The sequence below is a fragment of the Pseudomonas sp. G34 genome, from assembly GCF_031119625.1.
Taxonomy (GTDB): domain Bacteria; phylum Pseudomonadota; class Gammaproteobacteria; order Pseudomonadales; family Pseudomonadaceae; genus Aquipseudomonas.
The window spans coordinates 210929-236541 of record NZ_JAVHZV010000010.1; the positions used below are offsets into that span (position 1 = coordinate 210929).

20 protein-coding genes are annotated in these 25613 nt (G+C 65.6%); 6 read left to right on the plus strand and 14 right to left on the minus strand.

The genetic code is table 11. The annotated features are described in order from the left end of the window. Positions 1-76 precede the first annotated feature (76 nt). The 8 genes from QYS36_RS08820 to cpaB are packed head-to-tail and all read right to left on the minus strand — an operon-like array spanning position 77 to position 8156. The gene (locus QYS36_RS08820; RefSeq protein ID WP_308839122.1) at positions 77-355 is read right to left on the minus strand and encodes a DUF3613 domain-containing protein; all 279 of its coding nucleotides are present in this window, start codon (positions 353-355) and stop codon (positions 77-79) included. Positions 356-391: 36 nt separating this feature from the next. Further along, on the minus strand, positions 392-1735 hold the full coding sequence (locus QYS36_RS08825) for a tetratricopeptide repeat protein (protein WP_308839123.1): 1344 nt from the start codon (positions 1733-1735) through the stop codon (positions 392-394). Further along, positions 1732-2622 carry a type II secretion system F family protein gene (locus tag QYS36_RS08830; RefSeq protein ID WP_308839124.1) on the minus strand — a complete coding sequence of 297 codons (891 nt, stop codon included), beginning with the start codon at positions 2620-2622 and terminating at the stop codon, positions 1732-1734. The genes QYS36_RS08825 and QYS36_RS08830 overlap by 4 nt, the downstream gene beginning before the upstream one ends. Further along, complete coding sequence (locus QYS36_RS08835; protein ID WP_192426881.1) at positions 2622-3503, minus strand: type II secretion system F family protein; 882 nt, start codon at positions 3501-3503, stop codon at positions 2622-2624. The genes QYS36_RS08830 and QYS36_RS08835 overlap by 1 nt, the downstream gene beginning before the upstream one ends. A gap of 30 nt (positions 3504-3533) precedes the next feature. After that, positions 3534-4775, minus strand: a complete 1242-nt coding sequence (locus QYS36_RS08840; RefSeq protein WP_192426871.1) for a CpaF family protein — start codon at positions 4773-4775, stop codon at positions 3534-3536. Continuing rightward, a complete protein-coding gene (locus QYS36_RS08845; protein ID WP_308839125.1) occupies positions 4775-5941 on the minus strand; it encodes a pilus assembly protein in 1167 nt (388 codons plus the stop codon). Before QYS36_RS08845 ends, QYS36_RS08840 begins: the two co-directional genes overlap by 1 nt. Before the next feature lie 9 nt (positions 5942-5950). Then, positions 5951-7186 carry a type II and III secretion system protein family protein gene (locus QYS36_RS08850; protein ID WP_308839126.1) on the minus strand — a complete coding sequence of 412 codons (1236 nt, stop codon included), beginning with the start codon at positions 7184-7186 and terminating at the stop codon, positions 5951-5953. Between the two features lie 19 nt (positions 7187-7205). Next, positions 7206-8156, minus strand: a complete 951-nt coding sequence (gene cpaB, locus QYS36_RS08855; protein ID WP_308839127.1) for a Flp pilus assembly protein CpaB — start codon at positions 8154-8156, stop codon at positions 7206-7208. A gap of 391 nt (positions 8157-8547) precedes the next feature. Here cpaB and QYS36_RS08860 point away from each other — a divergent pair, with 391 nt between their 5' ends. Further along, positions 8548-8763 (plus strand): Flp family type IVb pilin, encoded by a 216-nt coding sequence (locus QYS36_RS08860; protein WP_308839128.1) that lies wholly within the window; start codon positions 8548-8550, stop codon positions 8761-8763. A gap of 45 nt (positions 8764-8808) precedes the next feature. Then, positions 8809-9198 (plus strand): response regulator, encoded by a 390-nt coding sequence (locus QYS36_RS08865; RefSeq protein ID WP_308839129.1) that lies wholly within the window; start codon positions 8809-8811, stop codon positions 9196-9198. A gap of 49 nt (positions 9199-9247) precedes the next feature. Here QYS36_RS08865 and QYS36_RS08870 read toward each other — a convergent pair whose 3' ends face one another. Genes QYS36_RS08870 through QYS36_RS08880 form a run of 3 tightly spaced genes read right to left on the minus strand, consistent with a single transcriptional unit; the run spans position 9248 to position 14798 of the window. Further along, the gene (locus tag QYS36_RS08870; protein ID WP_308839130.1) at positions 9248-10612 is read right to left on the minus strand and encodes a TolC family protein; all 1365 of its coding nucleotides are present in this window, start codon (positions 10610-10612) and stop codon (positions 9248-9250) included. Further along, positions 10609-13695 (minus strand): efflux RND transporter permease subunit, encoded by a 3087-nt coding sequence (locus QYS36_RS08875; RefSeq protein ID WP_308839131.1) that lies wholly within the window; start codon positions 13693-13695, stop codon positions 10609-10611. The genes QYS36_RS08870 and QYS36_RS08875 overlap by 4 nt, the downstream gene beginning before the upstream one ends. After that, positions 13692-14798 carry an efflux RND transporter periplasmic adaptor subunit gene (locus QYS36_RS08880; RefSeq protein ID WP_308839132.1) on the minus strand — a complete coding sequence of 369 codons (1107 nt, stop codon included), beginning with the start codon at positions 14796-14798 and terminating at the stop codon, positions 13692-13694. Before QYS36_RS08880 ends, QYS36_RS08875 begins: the two co-directional genes overlap by 4 nt. A gap of 233 nt (positions 14799-15031) precedes the next feature. On the opposite strand from QYS36_RS08880, the gene QYS36_RS08885 reads away from it, so the two are divergent. Then, positions 15032-17746 (plus strand): AAA domain-containing protein, encoded by a 2715-nt coding sequence (locus QYS36_RS08885; protein ID WP_308839133.1) that lies wholly within the window; start codon positions 15032-15034, stop codon positions 17744-17746. 51 nt (positions 17747-17797) lie between these two features. Here the strand turns inward: QYS36_RS08885 and QYS36_RS08890 are convergent, their stop codons facing one another. The 3 genes from QYS36_RS08890 to hexR all read right to left on the minus strand — a co-directional run bounded on the left by QYS36_RS08890 (position 17798) and on the right by hexR (position 21221). Next, positions 17798-19981: a patatin-like phospholipase family protein gene (locus QYS36_RS08890; RefSeq protein ID WP_308839134.1), complete on the minus strand. Its 2184-nt coding sequence runs from the start codon at positions 19979-19981 to the stop codon at positions 17798-17800. 85 nt (positions 19982-20066) lie between these two features. Then, entirely contained in the window at positions 20067-20255 is a 189-nt protein-coding gene (locus QYS36_RS08895) for a PA3496 family putative envelope integrity protein (protein WP_111462933.1), read from the minus strand. A gap of 93 nt (positions 20256-20348) precedes the next feature. Next, positions 20349-21221 carry a transcriptional regulator HexR gene (gene hexR, locus QYS36_RS08900; RefSeq protein WP_249909953.1) on the minus strand — a complete coding sequence of 291 codons (873 nt, stop codon included), beginning with the start codon at positions 21219-21221 and terminating at the stop codon, positions 20349-20351. Positions 21222-21376: 155 nt separating this feature from the next. On the opposite strand from hexR, the gene zwf reads away from it, so the two are divergent. The 3 genes from zwf to QYS36_RS08915 all read left to right on the plus strand — a co-directional run bounded on the left by zwf (position 21377) and on the right by QYS36_RS08915 (position 25613). Then, a complete protein-coding gene (zwf, locus tag QYS36_RS08905) occupies positions 21377-22831 on the plus strand; it encodes a glucose-6-phosphate dehydrogenase (protein ID WP_308839135.1) in 1455 nt (484 codons plus the stop codon). Positions 22832-23073: 242 nt separating this feature from the next. Next, complete coding sequence (locus tag QYS36_RS08910) at positions 23074-23535, plus strand: TadE/TadG family type IV pilus assembly protein (protein WP_192426842.1); 462 nt, start codon at positions 23074-23076, stop codon at positions 23533-23535. 2 nt (positions 23536-23537) lie between these two features. Next, a complete protein-coding gene (locus QYS36_RS08915) occupies positions 23538-25613 on the plus strand; it encodes a pilus assembly protein TadG-related protein (protein WP_308839136.1) in 2076 nt (691 codons plus the stop codon).

A 25613-nucleotide genomic window follows, 5' to 3' on the forward strand; every position in this document is an offset into this window, starting at 1 on the left:
ACCGTCCATGACATCAATAAATTGTGCAGACCGTTTGGCTGTACGACTTCAATAATGCGTTGAACGGCCCGTTCGCCTAGTCACCCAGTTCCCCGCCTGCATCCTGTTCGAAGAACTCCGGGATCGGATGCTTGTGGCTGTCGAGCCAACGCTGCAGCGCCAGCTCCCGCTCGGCGGGGGTGGAAACCTGTGGGTGCGGCGAAGCCAACCGGCCCTCACGCTGCAGGCGCAGCCAGTGAGCGGTCTGGGTTTGCACCTCAGTGCTCACCAGCGGGCGGCCACCGCCCTCGTCCGCGGCCAGGCAGACAACCGGCAGGGCTGCCAGCAACGCACAGCCGATGATCAATCCTTTCATGCTGCTCTCCTCCTGGCAGCCGGCGGTGGCCGGGGTTCAGTTGACGCTGGCGGACGTTTCCTCGAGCGGAACCACGCGCACGAAGCCACCATCGTCCGGCACGATCAGGCGGCCCGCGCGCATTTCGATACCGGCACGCACTGGCACCGTGGCAGCAGGCGCACTGGCGACCACTCGAGCAGGCGGAGTCGGCACGCCTGCCGGGCTGGCCGCCTTGGGCGCCACGGCCACTTCACGCGGTGCTGGAGCGGCTGCAGGCGCCGGCTGAGGCGCGGCAGCAGGGGGCGCGACGACAGGCGCTGGTGCGCGAGCGATAACGGGTGCCGCTGCCACCGCTGGTGCAACAGCAGCGCGGGCGACGGCAGGTGCAGGCGGCGTGCTGGCGCGTGGAGCCGAGTCGGCGCTGCCTGCGACGGCTTGCGCCGTGACCGGCGGCCTGGATGCTGCACTGGCCAGGGACAAGGGCACCACGGGCGTCGGGCGGAAGTTGGACAGCCGCGGCGCGGGCACGGCAGGCGTCGCCGCCACAGCGGGCTGCCCGGCAGGCATCACGGGTTGGCTGACCGGTGCCGCTTTTACCGGCGCCACGACCACCGGCATAACCGCCGCGGCGCGGGCTGGTGCTGCGGGCACTGGCGCACTCACCCGGGCCCCAGGCACCTTGGCGGCAGGCGCCGGCGCGAGCGCTGCCGCAGGCGTCGGCTGGGCGGCGCTCTTGCCGCGCAGCGCCTGGGCGCGCTCTTCGGCGGCGCGCAACTGGCCTGCCGAGAAGCCCATGCGCTCGGCCAGGGCATTGGCCTGCGGGCGCATGCCCTGGTAGATCAGCAGCGTCAGCAGGTTGAGCGCTGGCTGCTGCTCGGTCTCGTTGAGCTCCAGTGCGGTCAGCAGTTCGAAACGCGCTTCGTCCAGACGCCCGAGGTTCATGTACACCACGCCGAGGTCGTTGCGGATCGACGCACTGGTCGGGTCCAGGCTGGCCGCCAGGCGCAAATGCTCGAGTGCTTCGGGGTAGCGCCCCGCCGCGCTGGCCAGTTGGCCGAGGCCCTGTTCACCCTGGGCCTTGAGGCAGGTGCGGGTGAGGCTGGCGTAGAGTTCGCCTGCGTCCGGACGATTCAGCGAGCGCAGGATGCGCGCCTTGGCCAGGCGAGCCTGGGGCATATTGGCCGGCAAACGCTCCAGGTTGGCCAGTGCCGCATGCAAACGCCCTTCCTCGGCCGTCTTCTGGGCGAGGTTCAGCGCCAGCTCCTGCTCCTGAGACAACGGCGCACAGGCCATCGGCGTCGCCTGGGCCTTGCCGGTCAGCCAGGGCGACTGGGCCGGGCCGCTCGCGCAACCTGCCAACAGCCCCATCACCCCAACCACGGTCACAACACGTTTCATCTCAACTCCCCCAGGGCACCGACAATGGCAATGAAGCCGGGCCCCGCCAATACGATCAACAACGCCGGAAACAGAAACACCATCATGATGACGGACATCTTGCCGGACAGTTTGGAAACCCTTTCCTCGAGCGCCGTGTGATGACGGTCATCGATCAGCTCCTTGAGCCGCAACAACGAGGCCATGGCGCCGCCGCCCTGGACGATAAGCTGTTCGAGGATCACCACGCAATCGGTCACCTCGTAGACTTCCAAGGTGGCCGCCATGTCACGTAGTTCACGGCCCAATTCCAGCCCCGCATCGACGCGGGCCAGCACCTGGCGCAGTTCGCCGCTCAGGTTGGGCAGGATGCCATCGGCCTCCTTGGCGAGCACCCGCAAACCCTGTTCGACGGTCATGCCGACATCGAAGAGGATGCGCAGCAGTGGGATGAAGGTGGTCACTTCCTCGGCCAAGGCTTCCTGGCGACTTTTCGCCGCCCAGGCCAGCCAGCGTTTGGGCAGCAGGTAACCGACGCCGAGGGCAAAGATCGGCGCCAACCAGGCAGGTTGTGGCGGCCGGCTCATCAGCAACTGGACGACGATGACGATCAGCAGCAGCGCGACTGGCGTGCCCAGTTGAATGAACGAGAACATCGATTGCTGGCTGCGCTTGCGCCAGCCCAGGCGGTTGAGCAGCTGCAGGGTTTCGCTGTCCATGCTCAGGGTACGGCGGCCCAGGGAGCTGCCGCCGATGCCGCGCATCACACCGCCACCCGAGACCCGCGACAGGGTGCCCATGCGCTGGCTGAACTGGCGCCGGGCACGCAGATCGGCATAGGCCAGGTACAGGAACAGCAGCGCCAGCGCCAGTTGCAGCACGGCACTGAGCAGCAGCAACGCGCCCATCACAGGCTCCTCAGCATGCGCCACAGCGCCAGGCTGCCGACCGCCTGCAGGATGAACGCCAGCAGCAGCACCATGCGCCCCGAAGACGCCTGCCACATGCCCAACATGAATTGCGGGTTGGTGATGAAGATGTACAGGGCCAGGGCCAGCGGCAGGCCACCCATCACGTAGGCGCTGATGCGCGTTTCGCCGGTCAGTGCACGCAGCCGGCGAGCGCTCTGCTCACGCTCGCGAATCAGCCGGATCAGGTTGTTGAGCAACTCGCTGCTGTTGCCGCCATAACGCTGGTTGACCCGCACGCCCAGGGCCAGCACCTGAAATTCGTCGCGCTCGTAAAGGTCGGCGAAGTCCTGCAGCGCGTCGCCCAGCGCCATGCCGCGCTGCACGTTGCGGCGTGTACGCGCCATGGCCCCCTGGAGCGGTTGCGGCGCGTTTTCCATGGCCAACATCAACGCGTCGCCCAGCGCACGGCCAGACTTGAGGCTGCGAATCACCTGGTCGAGAAATACCGGCAGTTGCTCGATCATGCGCAGCACCCGGCGCCGGTAACGCAGCGCGATGAACACGCGGCCGGCGAGCAATGGCCCCAGCAGCATGATCAATAGGCCCAGCCAGTGCCCGACGAGCAACCCCAGCACGGCGCCCAGCAGCCAGATGAACAGCCACAGGCCGAGGCCCTGGCGTGGCTTGCTGAAGCCGGCACGCAGCAACAGCTTGTCCAGGTGGCTGATGGAGGCCCCGTGCAGCGGCTCCGGCTGATCGGCCAGCAGGCGCTGGAGCACTTGCTCGGAGGCGGCCTGCTCGCGGCTTCTGCGCAGCATCAGCAGGCCCAGGGCCAACAGGGTCAGGCAGATCCCCCACAGCAGCATCGACGCGTTCATCCCGGTCCTCCCTTGCCTGCGGCAGCGATGTCAGTCACGGCGCAACTTGTGCCCGGCCGGGTTCGGTGCGTCGCGGCAAAAGGTGCCGCTGCCCGAGCGATCGAGGCGGAACAGGGTATTGGTCACGTACTGATCCTCACGCAAGCCGAGCACCTCGACCACTTCGCTGATGCAGCGGCGGCCATCGGGCAGGCGGGTCAGTTGAATCACCACGTCGAGCGCCGCGCAGATGGTCTGCCGCAAGGTGCGCTCGCCCACCTTGGCGCCGGAGAACCCGACCAGGGTTTCCAGGCGCAGCAAGGCATCCTGGGCATTGTTGGCGTGCACCGTGCTCATCGAGCCGTCGTGGCCGGTGTTCATGGCGGTCAGCACGTCGAGCACCTCGGCGCCGCGAATCTCGCCCAGCACGATGCGGTCCGGGCGCATGCGCAGGGCGTTGCGCACCAGCTCGCGGGCGGCGATCTGGCCGAAGCCCTCGGCGTTCGGCGGCCGGGTTTCCAGGCGCACCACATGGTCGTGCAGCAGCTCCAGCTCGGCGGTGTCTTCGATGGTGACGATACGCTCGCGGGGGTCGATCATCTGGCTGAGCATGTTCAGCAACGTGGTCTTGCCGGTGCCGGTACCGCCACTGACCATGATGTTGCAACGGCGCCTGACCATCAGCTCCAGGCAGCTGAGAATGGCCTGGTCCAGCGAGTTGCTGGCCAGCAGATCGGCGCTGCGCAGCATGTCCTTGCGAAACTTGCGCACCGAAATGCACGGGCCGTCCAGCGCCACCGGCGGAATGATCGCGTTGATACGGCTGCCGTCAGGCATGCGCGCATCGACCATCGGCGAGGACTCGTCGAGGCGCCGGCCCACTGGCGCGAGAATGCGCTGGATGACCCGCAGCACGTGCTGGTCATCGATGAAACGCAGGTCACTGAGCTGCAACACGCCGTTGCGCTCGACGAACACCCGGTGCGGGCCATTGACCAGAATTTCGCTGACCCCTTCATCCTTGAGGAGGATTTCCAGCGGGCCGAAGCCGGTGAGCTCATCGACCAGTTCCTCGGCCAGGCGATCCACCTCGTAGCGGGAGATGGCGATCTGTCGACGGCTGACGTACTCGCCAACCTGCTCCGAGACGAACAACGCCAGGGAGTTGCGGGTGCCTTCCAGCAGGTTTTCGCCCTTGTCCTCCAGTGCATCGATCAGGTAGCGATGCAGCACGGGCTTGAGATCCTGAACACCGACTCGCGTGGCACTACCGCCAAATGGACCTATGGGCATCATTTAATCCTCAGCAAACGTCGCCACAACGGCCCTGCCGCACCATGGCCTGGCTCGAACAGCCCGTTGGCCAGGGTCAGCAGGCCCTGGGTCAGGCCGTCACGGGGGGCGAACTCGAACAAGGGCACGCCCTGATTCTTGGCCTTGAGCCGGGTGACCGGGCTGAGCGGCAGGCCGGCCTCGAGCGGCAGCGCGAAGGTCTTGCTCAGCTCCGGCAAACCGGGTGCCACGGCTGGTTGATAACGGTCGACCAGCAGCCGCGCGTGATCGAGCTTGATGCCCTTGCTGCGCCACAGGCCCAGCAGCGCCAGGTTGCGCCGGCAGTTGGGTACGCTCTGATCGACGCACCAGAACAGCCGCTGGGCGTGGTTGGCGAAAGAGCGCAAACCGTCGCAGTCCGGCTGCCCACAGAGGTTCACCAGCACGTGCTGAAAGTGCTGGCGCAGGCTGCCCAGCAAGAGGAACAGCTCGCCGAGGCTGAAGCGCTCCAGGGCCTCGTCATCCGGGCCGTGGGGCAGCACCCGCAGGCCGTCGGGATGGCGGGCGAAGGCGCTTTCGATCAGGTTCGAATCCAGGCGGCGGATATGCCGTAGCGCATCGCCAAAGCAGAACGACGATTCCATGCCGAACAGCTCCAGGCTCTCGCCGCGCGGCACGCCCAGATCGACGTACAGCGTGCGCTGGCCGCGGGCCTGGATCTGCAACGCCAGGTGCACCGCCAGCAGCGCGGCATCGGCATCCGGCTGCACGCCGTAGAGCAGGGTCAGCTCGCCCTGCTCGCGGGACGGCGGCAGCTGCGGTAGGCGCTGGGTGAGGCGGCGCACCAGCCCGAGCACCTCGCTGCTGCGCGAGCCGTAGGCGATGAAGTCCCGGGCACCGGCGCGCATGGCGTTGAGCACCAGCTGGTTGTCCAGGCCGTCGCCCAGGGCCACCACCACCATCATCGGGCGCATGTCGAGCAGCGCCTCGATCAGCGCGCACTGAGCGGTCTGCCCCTCGCGGCTGAGGCCGACGAACACCAGGCAACTACCGGTCATGTCCATCAGGCCCAGCACCTCGTCGAGGGTTTCGCCGACGTTGAGCACCTGGCCCTGGCCGGCCAGCGCGGCCTGCAGCCATTCCAGGTCCTGCTTGCGGCGGGTCTGTGCGAGGAAAATCTGCTCCATGAACGCTCCCTAGCGCGACAGGCCATCAGCTCGGTGGAAATCGCCGTTCTCGAGGAACAGCTGGCGGAACACGCCCGGGTCGTAATTGCGCAACTGTTCGCCCGGCAGATCCGGTAGCTGGGCATTGGCCGCCAGCGGCTGTACCAGGTGCGGGGTGACCACCATCAACAACTCGCGCTCCTCGCGCTCGATACGCGAGGAGCGAAAGAACGCGCCGAGCACCGGCACGTCGCCGAGAAACGGCAACTTGTCCACAGCCGAGGAACTGTTGGTGGAGATCAGCCCGCTGATCACGAAGCTTTCGCCATCGGCCAGCGACACGCTGGTGTCGGTGCGCCGCACGTTGAGGGCCGGCACCTGGGTGCCGGCGATGGTGATACCGGCAGTGAAGTCGAGTTCGCTGACCTCGGGCGCCACCTTCAGGCTGATGCGATTGCGCCCCACCACGGTGGGGGTGATGGTCAGGCGCACGCCGAACTCCTTGTATTCGATGGACAGCGAATCACTGCCACTGCTGGGCACCGGGATCGGGAATTCGCCGCCGGCCAGAAAGCTGGCGCTCTGGCCATTGAGGGCCACCAGGCTGGGCTGCGCCAGGGTGTAGGCGAAACCGCTGTTTTCCAGGGCGTCGAGGCCGAGCAGGAACTTGCTGCTGCCACCGCCCCAGAGAATGTTGAAGCCATCCCTGACCAACGGAAACGGCGCGCCGGAACCCACGCCGCCGACACCGCCGACCGGCACCGTCGCCGGCCCGGTGCCGGGTGCGCCGATCAGAAAGTTGTTGGAGCCGGTGCCGAAGATGCGCATCCCGACTTCACGCAGCTTGCTGCGCCGCACCTCGACGAAACGGATATCGGTCTGCACCTGGCTCGGCACCCCCTCTTCATCGAAGCGCACCAGCGGCTCGGCCATCGCCGCCGCAGCGACGCCCTGCACCACCACCTGGCTCTGTCGCGGCTCGCGATCGCAGGCCGTCCACACCAGCAGGCTGGTGCTGCCGCCGCGCTTGCCGACCAGCAGGAAGCTGTCCTTGCTGTGCAGGCTTACGTCCGCCACCTCAGGGTCGCCGATCGCCAGCCGGGTGATGGGCACGGGAAAGCGCAGCTCTTGCTGCATGCCCTGGGTCACATCCAGCACCGCCGGCACCGGCTCCAGGCCGGCGCAGGAGGCGAACGCCGCCCCAGGCAACGCGAACAGGGCCACCAGGCTGGTCAGCAGACGGGAAATGCGCAGACCTTCGTTCATCGTGTTGCTTCCTTGCCGGTCAGGGAGTTTGCCGGGTGGCGTTATTGCCGCGGTACACGGGGATGCCGGCAGGCGCCTGGCTGGCCGGGGCGGATTGCACGCGGGGCGCGGGCGCCACCCCACCCAGGGCCAGTTGCTCGAACTGGAACAATTGCCGTTGCGCCTCGCCGACATTGGCTTCGGGCTCCTTTCCAGCGTAGTAATCGGCCAGGCGCTTTTCATCCGCGCTGCGCACCGCCAGGCGCAGGCTGCCTACCTGGGTAGCCAGCATGAAACGGGTGAGCAGGGCTTCGGGAACAGCCAGCACGGCGGTGCTCGGTGCGTTGCGCCGGCGCCGGCGCTCCTCATCGGCATCGGCCGGCAATTGGGCGGCCTCCCCTGCGTTGGTAATGCCCAGGGTGTCGCCCACGCTGAGCAGCCGCAGTGCCGGAATCACCACCTGGGCGGTCTGCTCGGTATTGCCTTCGCCCTGGCGCAGATAGAGCAACACATCGACGTAGTCGCCGGGGCTCAGGTGACCGCCACCGCCGATCACCTCGTCGACCGCCACGGCCAGCGCCCGCTCATGGGGGCGAATCATCCGTGCCAGCGGCCCGGCCATGTCGAACGCGGCCTGATTCAGTACGCTGCCGGCCGGCATGGGCTGCCACAGGGTGCGCCCGATCAATTGCTCAGGGCTGGCAAAACTGCCCGGCGGCGCGATACGCAGGCGCTCCACGGCAAGATCCTCACGGCTGATGGCCACCAGCGGCTGCACCGCCCTGGCCAGCACCACCACATTGACGCGCTGCTGCTCATCGACCTGCGCCTGCAACTGGCTGCCGACCGCCGCCGCCGGTGCCACGGCAGGCGCCGCAGGCCCAGCAGCCGACTGCCCGGGCTGACGACTGAGGGTGATGCCCCAATACCCGGTAATGACTGCGCCCACCAGCAGTACGCCGGCCAGCACCAGCGTCAATCGGCTATTCATGACAGCACGCTCCTTGTTGCCATACACCGGCAAGCACTCGGGACAACCCGCTTCATGCTGACCAACCAGAAGAACAGGTGGAAAACTCGCCTGAGTTATCGGCCTCTGTTCATTCTGGTTTAGGAATTATTTATTGGGAAACTTATAGCGGTTATACGCATCAAGATAGTACATACCGTTCGTCGCTGATAACCTGTTATTTTCCTCGTCGCTATTTTGGCACCGCCGATGATAGTGCCTTAGCTATTGAATTTATTAGAAGTAACACTTGTGACTAATACCTTGGATGTAATACCAAGGTAAGTTTGCGAACACCCCATTGTGATTTCACACTTTCCCTGCAAGTCCCACACAGGCGTCCCTGCCTGCCCTGGCTACAGAGGAAGTACCCATGTTCACGCTCATCATCCTTCGCGAAAAAATCCGCGCCTTCCTTAAAAACGAAGAAGGCGCCTCGGCGATCGAATACTCGATTATTGCGGCATTGATTGCGGTGGTTATTGTCACCGCTGCGGGCGACGTCGGCGATCAGATCAACTCCGTATTTGGAGATATAAGTGACGCATTAAAGGGCACATCGGCTCCTGCAGCTCCTTCCGGTTCCTGATACCCAGAACCACGCGGGCTGTTCAACTGAGCAAGGTTTCGACTTATGCGCCAACATATCCTGCTGGTAGATGACGAAGCCGACGCCCTCGAAGAACTCGGTGAGTTGCTCGAGGGCGAAGGCTTCCAGTGCCACTGCGCCACCAACGTCGCCTCCGCGATGGCCTGCATGGCCACCTGGCCGGATATCGCGCTGCTGATCACCGACCTGCGCATGCCCGATGAAAGCGGCCTGCGCCTGATCCAGAACCTGCGCGCCACGCCCCGTTACGCCACCTTGCCGATCATCGTCATGTCGGGGCATGCCGACATGAACGACGTGATCGGCCTGCTGCCCCTGCAGGTGGTGGACTTCCTGCCCAAGCCGATCTACCAGGAACGCCTGATCGAAGTGCTCAATCAGCGCTTTCCAATTTCCCAAACGATTAATTGCTGACAGAACCGGCTAGCACGCAGTCCGCTCGCGCCCCCCAGGGTGTAATGGCTCAGTCGGGCGCTTGCGCGGCGTCGCCACGCCAGGCTGCGGGCTCAGGGGGCGCCAATCCCAGGGTGCGGTATATCTCGACCCAGCGCAGTGCAACGTCACTGGCGGCCCGTTGTTGTTCAAGCTGCGTATCGAACTGGGTGCGCTGGGCATCCAGCACCTCGATCATCGACAAGGTACCCGCGTCGTACTGCCGTTGCGCCAGAGCGGTGGCGCTGGCAGCGGAGCGGCTGGCGGTGTCCAGCAGGCGTTGCCGATCGAGGCCCTCGAGGTAAGCGCTGATGGCGCTGCGGGTCTCCCTGAGTGCCTCAACCAGGCTGGCCTGATAGCCAAGCCAGGCTTGCTCGCGGCGTGCGTCACCGGCTTCGATGCCGGCGCGGATGCGACCGAAATCGAACAGCGGTTGCAGCGCCTGCGCACTGAGCGTCCAGGCCGGCACGCTCGCGCCCTGTTCGAAGCCCACCAGTGCGCCGAGGGTCAGTTGTGGATAACGCAGCGCCTGTGCCGCATCCAGGCTGCTATCCGCCGCCAGCAGGCGCAGTTCGGCTGCACGCACGTCGGCGCGCGCACGCAGGCTGCTGGCGGGAAGCTGCAGCAACGGGAGCAGGCGCTCGTCACGCGGTGCCAAGGGTTGCGCCTGTTCGGCCAGCAGCGCGTCGATCCGCGATTGTTCGGCGTTGAGCAGATAGGCCAGTGCGTAGCGCGCTGCTTCAGCACGTTGGCGCGCCTGCGGAACGACCGCTCGGGTGATCGCCACCTGGGTATCGAGACGCTCGACATCGAAGCCACTGGCGGTGCCCTGGTCGAAACGTACCCGGGTGATTCGGGCGATCTGCGCCTGGCTGTCGGCAGCGCGGCTGGCGATGTCCACCTCGCGCTGTGCCAGGCGATAGTTCAGGTAGGTGCTGGCCACTTCGGCGATCAGGCTGACGCGTAACGCCTGGTAGTCGGCGCGCACCGCCTGCAGGTTGGCCTCGGCAGCGCGTTGCAGCGCACCCAGGCGCCCGAACAGGTCGGTTTCCCAGCTCAGGTCCAGGCCGTAGAAATAGTCCTCGTCATGGCCCTCGCTGGCGCTACGCCCCCGCTCGTGGCTACCCGTAATATTCAGATTCGGATAACGGTTGCCTGCAGCCTGGCGACGCAGCGCACGCTGCTCGCGAATACGCTGGGCTGCCGTGGCCAGGTCGAGGTTGTCGCGCAGCGCCAGCGCCACCAGCTGATCCAGCGCAGGATCCTGCAGGCTTTGCCACCAGGCCTGGGGCAGCGCGGCCACCGCCTGGGCCGGCAAGGGTGCTGGCGGCATTGGCTCGCGGCTGCTGCAGGCCAAAAGCGCAAGACAGCCCAGCGCCAGCACCAAAACCCTCATGCTGCGCCCTCCGGGTGCGCTATGCCAGGCGCGCGGCGCGCGGACAGGTGGCGATCCATCATCAGGTAGACCACCGGCGTGGTCAGCAGGGTGAGCACCTGGCTGAACAGCAGACCGCCGACCACGGCAACCCCCAGTGGCTCACGCAGCTCGGCGCCGGTACCGAAGGCAAGCATCAGCGGCACCGCACCGAACATCGCGGCCAGGGTGGTCATCAGGATCGGCCGGAAGCGCGCCATGCATGCCTGGTGGATGGCCTCGCGCGGCGCCATGCCCTGGCGCTGCGCCTGCAGGGCGAAATCGACCAGCAGGATGCCGTTCTTCTTGACGATGCCGATCAGCAGAATCAGGCCGATCAGCGCCATGATGGAAAAATCCAGGCCCCACAACCAGAGCAGCAGCAAGGCGCCGATACCGGCCGACGGAATGGTCGAGAGGATGGTCAGCGGGTGCACCAGGCTTTCATAGAGCACGCCCAGAATGATGTATACGGCGACCAGCGCCGCCAGGATCAGCCAGGGTTGCGAGGCCAGGGTCTGCTGGAAGGCCTGGGCGGCGCCGCCGAACCGCCCACCGATGCTGGCCGGCATGCCGATGTCCTGCTCGAGCTGGCGCAACACCGCCACCGCGTCGCCAAGGGCCACGCCGGGCGCCAGATTGAATGACAGGTTGGCCGAGGGCAGCATGCCGCTGTGGTTGATGCTGACCGGCGCCGGCTTGGCTGGCAGCACCTGCACGAAGGTGCTAAGCGGCACCAGCTGGCCGGTTGCCGGAGAACGCAGCTGGAACAGCTCGAGGCTTTGCACCCGCTGAAGCTGGCTGCTGCTCAATTCCAGCACTACCTGGTACTGGTTGGACGCGGTCTGGATCTCGTTGATCCGCCGTTGCCCAAAGGCGTCATACAGCGCCTCGTCGACATCCGCTGCCGAGAAGCCATAGCGCGAGGCGGCCTGGCGATCGATCTGCACCGGCGTTATCGAGGCGTCGAACTGCAGGTCGTTGTTCACGTCGCGAAACATCGGCTGCTGCTGCAAGCGCTCGGTCAGGCGCGGTGTCCAGAGCGCCAGCTCGTCCAGCGAACGACTGCGCAGGATGTACTGGTATTGCGCACGCGACGCCCGGGAGCCGAGGTTGATGTCCTGCCCCGCCCGCAGGGTCACGCGCAGGTCGGGGATGGCGGCGAACTGGGGACGCAGCCGGTCGATGACTTGCTCGACGCTTAGCGAGCGATCATCCGGATCGGTCAGCACCACGGCCAGGCCACCGACACTGTAGCTGCCGTCATTGCCGATGTCGGCGTTGAAGGCCACGACGTCCGGGTCGTTACGCAGGATATCCACAACCTGCCGGCTCTTGGCACGCATCGCCGCAAAGGAAATATCCGCCGAGGCCTGCACCGTGCCGTTCATGAAGCCGGTGTCCTGCAGCGGGAAGAAGCCCTTGGGCATCAGCGCGAAGCCACCAACACTGATGGCGATGCAGGCGAAGAACGCCGTCAGGATCGCGCGCGGATGATCCAGCGCCCATACCAGCGTGCGCTCGTAACCGCGTAGCACACGGCGCATGGTCGGCCCGGGCCCGTCATGGTTCGCCAGCGGGCGCATGCACAGGGCGGCCAGGGCCGGCGCCAGGGTCAGGCAGATGACCACCGAAATCATGACCGCCGAGGTGGCCGCCAGGGCGAACTCGCGAAACAGGCGGCCCACGTAGCCGCTCATGAAGAACAGCGGAATGAACACCGCCACCAGCGACAGGCTGATGGACACCACCGTGAAACCGATCTCGCGCACCCCGTCGAGGGCCGCCTGAACCCGGCCGACACCACGCTCCAGGTGCCGGTGGATGTTCTCCACGACGACGATGGCGTCGTCGACGATGAAGCCCACGGCGACGATGATCGCCACCAGCGTCAGGTTGTTGAGCGACAAGCCGAACGCCAGCATGGCCGCGCAGGAACCGATCACCGAGGTCGCCAGCACGGCGAACACCACCAGGGTCGCCGACCACTGGCGCAGGAACAGCGCCATGATGCCGATCACCAGCGCGACGGCGATCAGCAGGGTCAACTCGGCCTCGTGCAGCGACGCGCGGATGGTTCGGGTGCGGTCGTTGAGCACCTTGACCTCGAGATCGGCCGGGAGACCGGCGGTGAGTTCGGGCAGCGCCGCCGTTACCGCATCCGCAGTGGCGACGATATTGGCGCCCGGCTGACGGCGGATCACCACCGCCACGCCGGGTTTGCCATTGGGCGTGGCCTGGGTGTAGGCGTTTTCCGCAGCGGACACCACCCTCGCCACATCCCCCAGGCGTATGGCCGCACCGTTGCGGTAGGCGACGATCAGGTCGGCGTATTCACCGGCTTCGAACAGCTGGCCGTTGCTGTCCAGGGTCGACAGTCGATACTGACCGACCAGCGCGCCGGTTGGCCGGTTGCCGCTGGCGCGCTGCACCGCACCGCGGATGTCCGCCAGGGTGACGCCGGCCGCCACCAGCCGCTCTGGCCGTGCCTGGATGCGGATCGCCGGGCGCTGCAGGCCGTTGAGGCGGATCATCCCCACGCCTTCGATCTGGCTCAGCTGGCGGGCGATGGCCGACTCGGCCAGGTCGCTGACTTCATAGGGCGAGAGGGTATCGGAGGTGACCGAGAGGATCAGGATCGGTGTGTCGGCCGGGTTGATCTTGCGCCACACCGGCAGCTCGGGGAGCTGGCTGGGCAGGCGCGACGAGGCAGCGTTGATCGCCGCCTGGACTTCCTGGGCGGCAGCGTCGATGTCCTTGTCGAGGTTGAACTGCAGGATCAGTTCGACCCGGCCCAGGGAGCTGGTCGAGGTCATGTCGTCCACACCCGGGATGGCGCTGAGCTGCACCTCGAGGGGGGTGGCGACCGACGAGGCCATGGTTTCGGCGCTGGCACCGGGCATCTGTGCGGAAATCTCGATGGTCGGCGCATCCACCTCCGGCAGCGGCGCCAGCGGCAGCCGCGCAAAAGCGATGACGCCCCCCAGGATCAGGGCCATGGCGAGCAGAATCATGCCAATCGGGTGGGCGATGCATAGCGCGTAGAAGCCGCGTGACCGCCTCAAGGCTGATCTCCGCCAACGGGCACCGGCTCGGCGCGCCTGACGGTAACCCCAGGGCGCAACCGTGACTGGCCATCGGTGACGATCCGATCCCCGGCCGCCAAGCCCGCAACGACCGCCCGCTGCTCGTCCTCGTGCAGCACCTTGACTGCTACGGGTTGCACCTGCTCGCCTTCGACGCGCCACACGAAGGTGCCCTCGGTGCGCTGACGGATGGCCTCGAGCGGCACCGACAGCGCCTGCTCGAGCAGCCCGGTCTGCAGGGTGACCACCACCGACTGATCCGGCCACAGCTGCTCCCGGGCATTGTCGAACCGTGCCTTGAACCGCAGCGTGCCCGTGTCCAGCGCAACCCGGTTGTCGATCAGCGCCAGGGTGCCGGTGCCGAGCAGCGCGCCGCCGTCCTCGCGAAAGGCCTGCACTGGCGCCTTCTGTGCGCCGCCTAGCAGACGCTGCAGCTCGGGCAGACGGCGCTGGGGCAATGTGGCTTCCACATCGATGGGGTCGATCTGCACCACCGAAAACAGGCTGACGCTGTCATTGGCCCTGAGCAAACTGCCGACATCCACGTTGCGAATGCCCAGGCGACCATCGATGGGCGACTCGATTCGCGTATGGGAAAGCTGCACCTGAGCGGCATTCACCGCGGCGTCACGGGTCGCCAGCGTGGCCTGCAGACGCGCCACCAGAGCCTTCTGTTGATCGAGGGTCTGCGCAGGCGAGGCACGCTCGCGCACCAGGTTCTGGTAACGCTGCAAGTCGACCCGGGCGATATCCAGTTCCGCCCGGGTCACGTTGCGCTCGGCCTGGGCCTGCTGCAGTGCGGCGCGCAGGCTGCGGTCATCGAGCCGAGCCAGCAACTGCCCCTTGCGTACCTGCTGCCCCTCGGCAACCGGCAATTCGACCAGCGTGGCGTCGACCTGGGCACGGATTTCCACGCTGTTCAGCGCCCGCACCCGACCCAGCGTACGCAGCAGCACCGGGATGTCGGCAGCTACCACCTCGTGCACCACCACCGGTACCGCCGCGGGCGTCTGGGCAACGGCGGTGGGCGACGGGCGAAGCCACCACGCAAGCCCGGCGCCGACCAGCAGGATGCAAACCACGAGCGACACTGTTCGGGAGGGGGCCATGCGGGTCTTCGCAATAATTAAGAGGGAGGAAATCGGCACTTGCGGTTTTACTGCAATCGGACGTTTTAACGGATTTTGCGGGTTAAATCCCCCATTGCTTGCCAAATTTACATGACAGTGCATTGCAGCACCTGCCCGTCGTCCGATGACAGCATGGCGCCGCAGCGGTAGAGTCGCCGCCTTACCCAGGCCGCTCCGGACCCATGATGCAGGAACACGACGCACGGATCGCCCGCCTGCTGGCCTTCTACCGCAGCGCCTACCTGGCTGACAGCCGCGACCTGAACCTCGACAATCTGTCCACGCTGGCAGCCGGGCGCCTGGCCTGGCTCGATGGCCGTGACGAACTGGCCAGTGGCGCCCTGCCGCTGCTGGCGCTGGCACCGAGCGTCGGCGCCGAGCTGGAGCGTCAGCAGCGCCTTTACCAACGCGAACTGCAGCTGGTCTATGGCGTGCTGCCGGTGTGCGGCCGTCTGGGCAATGGCGAAGGCCCGGCGACCGCGTTCTGCGCACCGCTGGTGTACTACGAGGCCAACCTGAGCAGCGGCAGCGAAGGCGATGCGCACCTGCTGGCCATCGATACCCATCAGCCGCTGCTGAACTGGCGACTGCTGCGCCAGCTACTGGTAGAGGGTGACAACGCCTCGCTCGATGACCTGCCGCTGAGCGATGCGCCCATCGACGCCCACGTGCTCGGTGACCTGCTGAGCTGGGTCAGACAACGCACCCAGGTTGCCGATGTGCTGTCCGCCAGCGGCTTCCCGGCGCTGGAGAGCCAGGATGCGGTGGACAAGGCACTGCGCCGCCGCAGCCTGTCGCTGCGGGCAGCGGCGCTGGTGGCGCTGGTACCACGAGGCAGTGGTAGCAGGGGCATCGTGCACGAGTTGCAGCAATTGCAGGAAGCCAAGGACTGGTCGCCGCCATTGCGTCAGTTGCTCGGTGCCACGTTACCCGCGGCCGAGCCCGGCGCCAGCACGCCCCACGCCCTGCCGGCCCAACTCAGCGCTGCGCAGAGCCGAGCCCTGGCCAACGCGGCGCACTACCCGCTCAGCCAGATATCCGGCCCGCCCGGCACCGGCAAGAGCTACACCCTGGCGGCGCTTGCCCTGGATCGCTATCTGCATGGCGAGTCGGTGCTGCTGGTCAGCCGCAGCGAACAGGCGGTGCGGGTCATCGGCCAGAAACTGCGCGAGGATTTCGGCCTGCGTGATGCGGTACTCGAGAGCAGCAGCGGCAGCCTCCAGCAAACCCTGCGCGAGCGTCTCTCCAGTTTGCTGCAGGGTGAACTGACGAGCGTTGACGAGCAGGCCGAAGCGCAGCAGGAGCAAGCCCTGCGCAAGCTGATCGACGAGGAGCGGCGCCTGGCCAAAGCCCTTGGCCAGCGCAACGAGCAGGCACTGCGCTGGAGCCGGCTGATCCTGCGCGCCGACCGCGGTGCCCTGGGTTTCTGGCAACGCCATCTGCTGCTGCCCTGGGTGCGTCGGCGCGTACGCGGCAGCGTGCGACCCTGGGTGCTGCTCGATGAGTTGCGCGAGTGCCAGCAACGCCGCGAGCAGTTGAGCCGCGACTACCTCAACACCCGACGCGCTGCGCGACTGCAACGCCTGCTGGCCGCTGACCGACAGCTGTTCGTGCAGTACAACCAGGCGATTCGCGCGCGCCAGTCGCAGCGCCAGCTGGCGCTGTTCGAGGATGTCGACCCGCAGCGCCTGCTGGCTGCCTTCCCGATCTGGGTGGTGACCCTCGAGGAACTGCACAAGCTGCTGCCACTACGCACCGGCCTGTTCGACGTGATGGTCATGGACGAAGCCACCCAATGCGATATCGCCTCGGCCCTGCCGGCCTTCCAGCGCTGCCGCCGCGCGGTGATCACCGGTGATGCCAGGCAGCTGCGCCACCTGTCGTTCCTGTCGCGCAGCCGCGAAACGCAGTTGCTGCAGCGCAGCGGCCTGCCGGCCGAGGAGCGCGAGCGCTGGAGCTACCGCGACAGCAGCGTGCTGGATCTGGTCGGCCTGCACCTGCCTGAACAGAACGCCCTGACCTTTCTCGACGAACACTTTCGCAGCCGCCCGGCGCTGATTCGCTTCAGCAACCAGCGCTTCTACGACAACCGCTTGCGGGTGATGAAGGAGCGCCCAGGCCTGGCCAATTGCGACAGCCTGCAGTTGCAACGCCTGGACGGCGAGCGCACGCGCAATGGCGTCAATCAGAGGGAGCTCGAACACGTCCTGCACTTGATCGACGAACATATCCACCGCTACGCCGACAGCCCGGTAAAGCCGAGCATCGGTGTGGTATCGCCATTTCGTGATCAGGTCGAGGCCATCCGCCAGCGCGTCGCCGGCCTCGACCTGCAGCGCCTGCGCGATTTCCGCGTGCTGGTGGACACGCCCTACGGCTTCCAGGGCGAGGAACGCGACCTGATGATCATCAGCTTCGCCATCGATGCCAGCGCCAGCCAGGCCGCGGTGTACCTGAACCGCCAGGACATGTTCAACGTCGCCATCACCCGGGCCCGCGAGCGCCAGGTGGCGCTGTTCAGCGGCGATGAGCGGCTGCTGGCGGAGGATCATCTGCTGCGCCGCTATCTGCAGAGCTTTGCCGAGCAGCCGATGAGCGTGGCTACTCAACCCGATCAGGACGAGTTCGAGCGCGCGCTGTGCAGCGCACTGCAGGCCCAGGGTGTGGCCACCTGGACGCTTTATCCACTGGCCGGGCTGCTACTGGACGTGTTCTGCCAGCGCGGTGACAAATGCCTTGCCATCGACCTGATCGGCTTTCCCGGCGAAGGCGAAGGCTTCCTGGAACTGGAGCGCTATCGGGTGCTGGCGCGCGCCGGCCTGGAAATCCTGCCGCTGAGCTACGCCCTGTGGAGCCAGGAGCCGGAGCTGGCCCTGCAGGCCTTGCTCAAGCGGCTCTAGTGCCGCTCAGGCCCCTTGGGCAGCGAACCATTCGCCGCCCACGGGCGCTATTCAGAAGCTGTGCCCGAGGTTCAGGTACAGGGCCTTTTCATCCTCGTCATTGAGGCCATAGCTGAAATTCAGCGGCCCCAGCGGCGTTTCGTAACCCAGGAACACGCTCGCCGCGTTGATGTAGCCGCTGTCGAAGGCATTGTCGTTGTTCCATACCCGGCCGCGTTCCAGGGAGGCGCCGAGGTAGAGCGGGAAATCCAGCGGCAGGAACGAGCGCGGCGTCATGCGTCGGTAGTACACCATCCGCCCAAGGCTGACGTTCTGCCCGGCCAGGGCGTCCTGGCGGAAGCCCGACAGTTGCTGCGCACCGCCCAGCTGGAAGCTGGAGGTGACGATTTCCGCGTCGTCCAGGGTGCGCCCGTAGCGCCCACCGATCACCAGGCTGTGCGGCCCCTGGTTGAACGCCTTGTCGAGCTTGATCTGCCATTGTCGGTAGCGGTCGTCGGCCCCGAGGCTGGCGTCGTACTGGCGCAGGTTCAGGCTGATCTCCTCGCCCTCGTGGGGGAAGTCGACGTTGTCCAGGGTGTCGAAGGCGTACTGCAGCTCGTAGTAGCCCTCGGTAAAGCTGAACTCCGGCTGATCGCGTTCGCCGATACGCACCTCGGCATCACCCCAGGCCTGGCCTATACCGAAGCGCAGCTCGCCGTTGTTGGCGATCTGCCGGCCGAGGTCGAACCCATAGCCATAGCGCTGTACCCGGTATTCGGCGATCGGATCGTTGTTCAGCACGGATTCGAGGTTCCAGGCCTCGGCATGCAGGTTGGGCGCCACGAACCAGCGCGAGCCGACGTCGAGCGGCTGGTAGAACTCGCTGAACAGCTCCTGGCGATCGCCCAGTTGCACCCTGGTGAGCCACTCCGCGCCAAGGCGGTTGATACCATTCTTGCGAAAGCTCGCGCCCAGGTTGAAGACGCTGTCGCCATTGAAATCGTCGGAGAGGTTGAGCCCCAGGCGCAGGTAGTCGGTGCCGGTGCGCTTTTCCCGGGCATCGATCACCAGGGTGTTGCGCTCATCGCTGTTGACCACCCGGTACTGCACACGCTCGAAGTAATCGAGGCCGTACAGGGTGCCCATGTCGCGCTGCAGCTTGGCCATGTCCAGTGGCTTGCCGATGGGCTGGCGGATGTAGTTGCGGATCACCTCGTCGCCGACCTTGGAGTCGTTGTCGACCTGGATGGCGTGGATCACCGGGGCGCGCTGCTGGGCGCTGCGCGCCAGGCTCAGGGCGGGGTTGCCGCCGCCACGCGGTACCAGCTCCGCGAAACGCGGCTGCAGGGCTCGGGCGGCCTGGTAGCCGGCATCGATCATTTCCTCGCCGCGGCCAAAGTCGGTCACCCCGAAGCTGGCCATGTCCGGCTGTACCAGCACGTCGCTGTCGTGCAGGGTGGCCAGCTGCTCCTCGGAATTACGCCGGGTCATCATGGTGATCGACTGGTTGAGCACGTCGACCACGGTGAGCAGCTCCTTGCGCGGTTTCAGCGGCGTGCCGATATCGACGACGATCACCCGATCGACACCCATTTCGCGCGCTACATCGACGGGGATGTTGTCGACCATGCCGCCGTCGACCAGCAACCGGCCATCCAGCTCGACCGGCGCGAACACCGCCGGAATCGACATGCTGGCGCGAATCACCTGGGGTAAATGACCGCTGCGAAACACCACCTTCTGGTCATTGGCGATATCGGTGGCCACGGCGCGGAAGGGAATCGGCAGGCGGTCGAAGTCGCGGATGTCGCTGCTGCGTACCAGCAGGCGTTCGAGCAACAGTGCCAGGTTCTGGCCCTGGATCACGCCCAGCGGCAGGCCGAGGCTGCCGTCATCACGAAAGCTCAGGCGCTGCTTGATGAGGAAATCGCGGTCATCCTGCTTGCGCCGAAACGGCACGTCGGTGCGCGGTGGATCATCGGAGAGCACCTGCCGCCAATCCATGGTCAGCGCCACGTCCTCGAGCTCGGCGATGCTGTAGCCCGAGGCGTACAGGCCGCCGATCACCGCGCCCATGCTGGTGCCGGCAATGGCATCGATGCGCACGCCCTGCTCCTCCAGCGCCTTGAGCACCCCGATATGGGCCAGCCCACGCGCGGCACCACCGGACAGCACCAGGCCGACCTTGGGCTGGGCCTCTTGCGCGGCACCGAGAAGGGGAAACAAAAGGAACAGGAGAACGAGCAGACGACGCATGGCACATCCCTGGCGTGGGGCGAAAAGGCGCCATTATAGGAGCCTCCTCGCCCGGGATGTGCGCCGTGCAAATACTCGGTTGCAATCAGTGCAGGCGACGGGCCTCGCCGGCCAGAGGGTCGTGGAAACTGGAGATTTCCGATTGCAGGCGACGATTCTCGCCATAGGCCTCGATGGCGCGACGGTAACGCATGCGCTGCTCGTCGAGCAGCTTGCGGCGGGCTTTCACCACGCTCTGGTCCGGGTGCAACGCTTCATCCACATGGCGAGCCATGGCAGGTCTCCAGGTTGAATTACGGGAGACCAGCTTCAGCGAAGGCCATGACAGTTTGAGGAAGCAAGCGTGACGCCTGGGTGACGACCTTGCTCAGGCGCCTTCTTCGTGGGCTTTCACCGACTTGGCCGACAGCCGCAGGCTGCGCAAGCTGCGTTTGACGCTCTTGAGGTGGTTGACCAGGCTCGGCCCACGGGCCATGGCCACGCCCATGGCGAGCACGTCGATCACCACCAGGTGGGCGATACGCGAGGCCAGTGGCGTGTAGATCTCGGTGTCTTCCTGCACGTCGATGGCCAGGTTCACCGTGGCCAGTTCGGCCAGCGGCGTCTGCCCGGGGCACAGGGCGATCAGCGAGGCGCCGGCTTCACGCACCACATTGGCGGTAATCAGCAGATCCTTGGAGCGCCCGGACTGGGAGATGCACACCGCCACATCGGAAGGCTTGAGGGTGATCGCCGACATCGCCTGCATGTGCGGGTCGGAATAGGCCGCGGCGTTGAGCAGCAGGCGGAAGAATTTGTGCTGGGCATCCGCCGCCACCGCGCCAGACGCACCAAAGCCGTAGAACTCGATACGCTGCGCCTGGGAGCAAAGGCCAATGGCCTTTTCCAGCGCCACCGGATCGAGCTTCTCGCGCACTTCGATCAGGGTATGCAGGGTGGTGTCGAAGATCTTCATGCTGAAGTCGGCGACCGAGTCGTCCTCGTGGATCGCGAACTGGCCGAAGCTGGCGCCGGCGGCCAGGCTTTGCGCCAGCTTGAGCTTGAGATCCTGAAAGCCGCTGCAGCCGATGGCGCGGCAGAAGCGCACGATGGTCGGCTCGCTGATGCCCACCAGGTGCGCGAGCTCGGCCATGGAGCTGTGCATGACCGCCGCAGGATCGAGAAGCACATGATCGGCCACCTTGAGTTCCGACTTGCGCAGGAGGTGACGTGACTGGGCGATGTGCTGCAACAAATTCACTGGCTGAGACTCGACTGGCAAAGAATGGACACGCCGGCTGGATATTTGCGCGTCGCGACTCGGTTATGATCGAGGGACGCCGCCGGGCTGTAGTGAGCTTGTAGTTATACTACAAGCCTGGCGACCTCGCACGGACAAACCGAATCGGAGTTCCCATGCAGAGCAATTGTTGCGACATGCTGGTGTTCGGCGGCACGGGCGACCTCGCCCTGCACAAGCTGCTACCAGCCCTCTATTACCTGCATCGCGGCGGTCGCCTGCACCGCGATACGCGGATCCTCGCCCTGGCCCGCAGTACCCATACCCGGGCCGCCTATCAAGCCCTCGCCGAGCGTCATTGCCGCGCCCAGGTGGCCCGTGCCGATTTCGACGATGACACCTGGCGCAGCTTCGCCGAGCGCCTGGACTACTTTCCCATGGACGCCTCGCAAAGTGCCGACTTCGGCCGCCTGGCCAAGTCCCTGGGCGGCGACCGGGAGCGCATCAGGGTCTATTACCTGGCCACCGCACCGGATCTGTTCGAAGCCATTGCCACGCACCTCAAGGTCGCCGGCCTGGCCGGCGCGGGGGCGCGTATCGTGCTGGAAAAACCCATCGGCCATTCGCTGCAGTCCGCCCAGGCGATCAACGCCGGCATCGGCGCGGTGTTCGACGAATCCCAGGTGTTTCGCATCGACCATTACCTGGGCAAGGAAACCGTGCAGAACCTGATGGCACTGCGTTTCGCCAATGCGCTGTTCGAGCCGGTGTGGCGGGCCGGGCACATCGACCACGTGCAGATCAGCGTGTGCGAGACCCTGGGGGTGGAAAACCGCGGCGCCTACTACGACAACGCCGGCGCCATGCGCGACATGATCCAGAACCACCTGTTGCAGTTGCTCTGCCTGGTGGCCATGGAGGCGCCCGTGCGTTTCGATGCCGAATCGGTGCGCAATGAAAAGGTGAAGATTCTCGAGGCCCTCAAGCCCATCACCGGGCTGGACGTGCGCGACAAGACCGTGCGCGGCCAGTACACCGCCGGCAAGATCGGCGGCCAGGAAGTGCCGGCCTACTACTTCGAGAAGCACGTCGATAACGACAGCGACACCGAAACCTTCGTCGCCGTGCAGGCCGAGATCAACAACTGGCGCTGGGCAGGCGTGCCGTTCTACCTGCGCACCGGCAAGCGCCTGGCCAGCAAGAGCTCGGAAATCCTCATCCAGTTCAAGCCGGTGCCCCACCAGCTGTTCGGCAACGGCGAGGCCAACCAGCTGCTGATTCGCCTGCAGCCCGAAGAGCGCATCAGCCTGCAGCTGATGGCCAAGAACCCGGGCAAGGGCATGCACCTGCAACCGGTGGAACTGGACCTGAACCTGGCCGACGCTTTCAGCAAGCAACGCCGCTGGGAGGCCTACGAGCGGCTGCTGCTGGACGTGATCGAGGGCGACTCGACGCTGTTCATGCGCCGCGACGAGGTCGAAGCGGCCTGGCAATGGGTCGACCCGATCATCAAGGGCTGGCAGCAGCATTACCAGAGCCCGCGCCCCTATGCGGCGGGCAGCAATGGCCCGGAGCAACTCCAGCACCTGCTGGAGCGTCATGGCCGGCAATGGAGCAATGAGTCCGAATAAACAATAGGCGGGCTGTTACTGACGGCCCGTTTCCCACGCGCCGGTACCGAGCGATCTCCGAGCGTGCATCCCAGCGCTGCAGATTAATCACAAAGTGCGATGGAGAGCTGCTTTGGCGCGTGCTATTACAAAGCCATTGGCGCTGGCGCTGTACCCTGCCAGCCGGCATGCAGTAAACATATCCACAGGCCGGCCACGGGCGCCAAAACACGTGGACTTGACCGCTCACGGGGATCAGGGAAGTGCCTCACTCAGCTGGGACTGGCTCGGCTTACCGGCAGCGCGGCGCTGCCGCCGTCGAGTTCTCGATCGCCTTCATCCTCTTCTTCCTGATCCTCTACGGGCTGGTCGGCTACAGCATCCCGTTTCTGCTCGGCGCCACTTACCAGGAGCTGGCCACCGAAGCCCTGCGTGATGCCATCCGCTCCCCCGATACCCGCGCGCCCACACCCGAACAGATCACCCTGCATCAGCAACGCGTGCAGCAGAGCGTGCGCAACTCGTGGCTGCCGTCAGCCTGGGCGCAACCCTGCGAGGGTTATGACGGCTTCCTGAAAACTGGCGCGGTATGGAGCGTGTGCGTGCGCCATAGCGAGCCGGAACGCATCATGCCGCCCTTCTCGATCTTCGGCTGGAAGGTACCGCAACTGCCGGACGAAATTCGCGGCGAAGCGAAAATTCGCCTGTACGGGACGGGGGGCTGAGCATGCCGCGCTATCGCTCTGGACATGGCCGCCAGCGAGGTGCCTTCAGCATGCTGAGCGCGGCGACCCTGGTCATGGCCATCCTGTTCCTGGCCCTGGTGATCGACAGTGGCCGCCTGTATCTCGAACAGCGCAAGCTGCAAAAACTGGCGGACACCGCGGCCCTGGAATCCATATCGCGGCTCGCCTCCGGCAACTGCGCGCTGGATACCGCCCTCGCCCAGGTCTATGCCGTTGAAAATGCCGCGTCCTATGGCTTCGTCGCAGGCGCCGGGCGCTCGCTGAGTTCATCCTGCGTAAGCGTCTCGATCATCGACGGCCTGCGCGTACCGGTCGCAGACGCCGCCAATGGCCGGGCGGTTCGCGTGGTGACCAGCAGCCGGGTGCCTGCCAGCATCGTGGTGCGCACCGGCGGCCTGTTCGGGCTCAGCGACAATGACAGCGTAAGCCTGCAAGCCGTCGCGGTAGCCGAGAAAGACAGCGACCCGCTGACGGTCTTCAGCGTCGGTGCGCAGCTGCTGGACCTCAATGCCAATGGGCTGTTGCCCAGGTTACTCACAGCCGCCGGGGTGAACGTCAGCGGGCTGACGGTGCTCGACTCGCAGGGGCTGGCGAATACCCAGATCACCCCGGCCGGTTTGCTGCAGGCGCTGGGTGTGAATGTCGGCGTCAACCAGTTGAAGGCGCTTACCCCGGAGGGCCTGGCGAATCTGGTGGATACCCAGGTCGGCGCGCTGGGTATTCAGAGGCTGCTCGATGTTTCTGCCAACCTGGCCAATCACAACCAGGCGCTGGCCGCTGACATCCAGGCACTGGGCGTCAGGTTGGCAAATTCGCAGTTGAACAACGCCACGGTAAACCTGTTGGCGACCGAGCAACGCCCCGGCCTGTTGAAGCTGGTAACCGGTCCTGGCCAGGCGCTGGGGTCGGCGCTGGATGCCAGGCTGACACTCGGCGATGTGTTATCCACAGGCCTGATGACGGCCGTTCAAGGGCGCGGTCTGTTGATGGATCAACTGAATCTTCTCGGCCTGGTGAAGGTGGAGCTTGGCATCATCGAGCCGCCCTCCATCGGTATCGGCCCGCTGGGTACCACCGCCTTCAACGCACAAACTCGCCTGCATATCGATATCGACAGCGCCGGCATGCCCCTGGCCAGCCCTCTGCTCGATATGCTCGGCACCTCGATCAAGCTGCCGATCATTCTCGACCTGGCGAGCGCCAAAGGTGAGCTGACCGCCATCGACTGCTCCCGAGCCGAGCCCGAAGCGACCATCGAAATCGAATCCACCGTCGGCAACATCTGCATCGGCAACCTGCCCAGTGGTTCGCTGTGGTCTACTCGCGCCAGTTGCACCGAGGCGAACCTGCAGGACGCCAGCATTCTCAGGCTGCTGAACCTCGACCTGATCAAGGGCAAGGCCGCCGTACCGCTGATCGCTACCGGCAACAATCCGGTTCGCGATGAACTGACCCTCGCCGAGGATGAGTCCGACATCACCCAGGTCAATAACCTGAAAATCGGCGACTCGATTACCAACCTGTTCTCCCAGGTCAGCAAGATGATCGGCGTCGGCGCGCCGAAAGGGGCCGATGGATACCCCGGCTTCACGCCTACCCAGGCGGCGCAAATCGCCGACAGGTACCTGGCGACCTATGCCAACAAGGAGGCCATTCGCGCGGCCATGAAAGCGGACGGGCTGACCTGGCCTCGCCCGGTAGCGCTCCTGCTGGATACCACGATGCCCGATGAGTGGTACAACAAGTTGCTGCTGACCAATTGCACCACGAACACGGCGCAATGCCGCACTGAGCTGATCACCTCGTTGCAGAGCAAACCGCAGGGTGGGCTGCTCAACAACGTGCTCACCAGCCTGGCATCATCCCTTGGCCTGAGCGGTAACTCCCAACCCCTCTTGCTCACCATCCTGAATCCGCTTCTCGATGCGCTCAAGCCAGTGCTCAACGCTGTGGGCAACAACGTCAGCAGCCTGCTCACAGACCTTGGCCTGGATCTCGGCAAAAGCGAAATCAAGGTACATAGCATCAGCTGCGGCATCCCGCAGTTGATCCGCTGA